The 3644-nt window shown below is 32.0% G+C and carries 3 protein-coding genes and 2 tRNA genes; all 5 read right to left on the reverse strand.

Annotation, left to right across the window (positions count from 1 at the left end; genetic code table 11):
* Positions 1-132 precede the first annotated feature (132 nt).
* A tRNA-Leu gene (locus N4A57_RS13210) sits at positions 133-221 on the reverse strand.
* Positions 222-230: 9 nt separating this feature from the next.
* A tRNA-Asn gene (locus tag N4A57_RS13215) sits at positions 231-305 on the reverse strand.
* A gap of 348 nt (positions 306-653) precedes the next feature.
* A complete protein-coding gene (locus N4A57_RS13220) occupies positions 654-1886 on the reverse strand; it encodes an ABC transporter substrate-binding protein (RefSeq protein ID WP_293658463.1) in 1233 nt (410 codons plus the stop codon).
* A gap of 9 nt (positions 1887-1895) precedes the next feature.
* The gene (locus N4A57_RS13225) at positions 1896-2483 is read right to left on the reverse strand and encodes a CDP-alcohol phosphatidyltransferase family protein (protein WP_293658464.1); all 588 of its coding nucleotides are present in this window, start codon (positions 2481-2483) and stop codon (positions 1896-1898) included.
* A 285-nt stretch (positions 2484-2768) separates the two neighbouring features.
* Positions 2769-3380, reverse strand: a complete 612-nt coding sequence (locus N4A57_RS13230) for a deoxynucleoside kinase (protein WP_293658465.1) — start codon at positions 3378-3380, stop codon at positions 2769-2771.
* Positions 3381-3644: the final 264 nt, after the last annotated feature.

A 3644-nucleotide genomic window follows, 5' to 3' on the forward strand; every position in this document is an offset into this window, starting at 1 on the left:
ACCTACGACCTTCGGGTTATGAGCCAGACGAGCTACCAACTGCTCCACTCCGCGATGCTGCAATCACCCAAATCTTTGATTTGGTGTGAGTGTAGTACTCAGCGTTTGCTGAGTTTCCTTTTGATTTAAATATGGTGCCGGGGACCGGAATCGAACCGGTACGATCTGTAAGGACCGCAGGATTTTAAGTCCTGTGCGTCTGCCAGTTCCGCCACCCCGGCGGATATTATTGGCTCCAAGGGAGGGGCTCGAACCCTCAACCTACCGGTTAACAGCCGGTTGCTCCACCATTGAGCTACCTTGGAACATTTCTTAGTGACAAGTTATATTTTAATACATTTCACAAAACTTGTCAAGAAGTTTTTTTATTTTCTTGACTTCATCAATGACAAGATATATATTAACATTTATCCAGTCCTTTGTCAATGAAATCTTTTCTTCAAGTTATGATTCATTATCATTTTAATAAACACTTGAAAAAACTTGTTTCTTTTGAAGACATGGTATATATTATCACCTTTCCATATACCTGTCAATACTATTTTCTAAAGTAAACTCACATAAGGCCAATTTCCACATGATAAATCTATAAGTTATATATAAAAATGAGAAAGAAGTGTTACTCAGTAACACTTCTTTCTCATTTTTATTATTTACTTTAATAGTTCCTCTTCCCATATCTTTTCTATTATGGGAATTAACTTAGCTGGCATTTCAGGTAATCTTTTATCTAATAATACCTTCTGATCTATAGTGGCATCTCCTAAAACCACACTATCAAATAATTTTCTTTCATCACTAGATAATTTACTATTATCTAATACGGGTAGATCTCCCCATACCTGAGGATCATATTTAGAAGCTTGCATTTTAGGTGATATGATTTCATTTATAACTAATAAGGCAGCTTCCTTATTTGTAGAATTTTTAGGAATTGCTACAAAATGAGTATTTCCCACACTTCCCTTGTTAAAAATAGCAGTCTTCGTAGTATTTTTAAATTGTCCATCACTGATTTTTCTACTAGCCTTATTAGGATTATAGTCCATAGTCATTATAACTTCACCATCTGCAAACATATTCTCTAATTGGGCCATAGTAGAAGGATATGCCTTTCCCTCTCTCCATAGATAAGGCTTTAACTCTTTTAAATAATCTATAGCAGGCATTATTTCTTTTTTTACAACTTCATAATCAGGTTCCATATTAATAAATTTTTCGTATCCTACTATATCATAAATTATATTTCTAACAAATGCACTTCCCACAAAATCAGGTGGAGCTGGATATGTAACTTTTCCTTTATTATCCTTGGCAAATTCTAAAAATTCCTTATGGTCCCTAGGGAATTTTTCAATAGCTTCTTCATCATATATAAATACAAATTGAGCTTTTCCGTAGGGAGCTTCATGTCCATCTATTGAAAATCCAAAGTCATATTTTAACTCCACATCATTTAAATCTAAATACTTTTTCCCATTTGGAAGTTTCTCTAAAAAGGGACCTTCTAGTAATTCATTTTCCTTTGCAGTAAAAAAATTCTCTCCATTTATCCAAACTATATCAATAGTTCCCTCTGCTTCTAAATTCTTTTCACCTAATAGCTTTACTAGTATTTCATCAATGTTCATAGGAACTCTCTTTAAAGTTATGTTATATTTGTCTTTAACTTCCTTACCAAGAACATCATCTATCCACTTGTTTATCTTAGGGTCTCCTCCCCAACCATAGAAATATACTTCCTTGCCTTTTCCATTTTCTTCAATTTCTTCCCAAGTACTTGTTTTAACGTCAAATTTTTTCTTTAATTCCTTATTCCCACAACCTAATAGTAAAATATTCATACTAATTAATATGGTCAATATTATACAGAACTTTTTTTTCATTTTTCCCTCCTATTTATCTAATATTTTTTTTGCTTCTACCATTCTTTGTAATGCTGTAACTACTATAGCTATAGTAAATACAATACTTATTTCATTAATAGCTTTAGTAAATACAATCATACTACTTAAAAATATAAATCCTTCTGTTCTTTCTGCAAATCCAGCTTGGTACCGAAAAGATTTAATTCCATTGTTATGGGATAAGGCTCCCACTGTTAAAAATATGGTCATAGAAAAAATTATTGAGGAAAGTAAAAAACAAAATAGGAGTTGAGAATGGGGATATTTAATAGCAAGGGTAATTATAATAGCCATTTCTACTAGCCTATCAAAGGTAATATCCATAAGTGTTCCCCAAGAAGTGCTTTTCTTTATTATTCTCGCCATAGCCCCATCTACACTGTCTAAAAATCCTGATATCCATAAAGTAACCACACCAGTTATGGTAATATCCCAATATATTAATAGGGCTGAAATAAACCCTAAAATTAAGCTCATAACAGTAACCCAATTAGGTGTAAGCTTAAATTTTAATAGGGTTTTTGCAAAATTATTAATAATAGGATTTACATATTTCCTCCCATATGTATCTAGCACATTATCACCTTCTTTATTTTATATAGATTTATCAAGTGAAAGTTTTCCCTATACAACCCCTTGCCTATAAAGGTAAATATAAAGCTAGTTTCCATTTGAAAATGCTCCTTATCCATTTATTTTATTTTAAATGTGATATATTAACAAATAGAATTTCTTTATAGTATTATTTTTAAACATAATTTTTTCTATACTCTTATTCTATTATTTAATATTTTGTGATTTCTATAGAAAATAACAAAACAAAATCCCTATAAAATAAAAGTTGACTTAAGCCAACTTTTATTAATCATATTCTTTCATTTCTATTCTTCTTAATAATTCTTTCACATTGTCCTCATTAAAGGAATCAAAATTTTTCACATCTAATACTATCTTTGGTGAATAGTCATACCCATCACACCAGTTTTCATACTTTTCATGAAGTCTCTCCCAATATTTTCTTTCAACTTTGCCTTCTAATCCCCTGTTTCTTTGTTTAATTCGTTCTATTGCCGTATCCACATCGCATTTAATGAATACTAATAGAGAAGGATTTTGAGCATGTTCTAACATATTATCTAGGAGCGTTGTATATGTATGGAACTCTTCCTTACTCATATAACCATCTTCCATAAGCATTTCTGCAAATATTCTATCTCCAAATATGCTCCTATCTAACAATCCACCATTCTTCCTATAAATTTCCTTAATCTGTGCAAATCTTTGATTTAAAAAATGTATCTGCAAGGTAAAGGCCCATCTTTTCTTATCTGCATAAAACTTGTTTAATAACTCTTCTGTATCTGGATTATTCAACTCCCTATACAGTTGTATTCCTAGATGTTTTTCTAATGTTTCTCCTAGAGTAGTTTTTCCCGCACCCACTATAGCGTCTATTACAATCACTTTTTTCATGCTCCCTTCTCCTTGTATCAAAATAATCACATAGACATTATTGTATCATACCTATCCTCTATTGTTAATTAAAATATATATTATTCTAAAATTGAATGATTCTATGGTTTTCCATAGGTAATTAAAAATCATGACCACCCGTCGAACGGGTGGTTTGCTTTAGCCCTAGAAGGGCATGTTGCTCGCCGTGTCTTAAGACACATTGAAAGGTCTGCCAACCGCTTTCCTTCTCAGGCTACCCCTAAAGGGGTTATTTTTTCTTGC

It is taken from the genome of Anaeromicrobium sp. (genome assembly GCF_025210435.1).
Taxonomy (GTDB): domain Bacteria; phylum Bacillota; class Clostridia; order Peptostreptococcales; family Thermotaleaceae; genus Anaeromicrobium.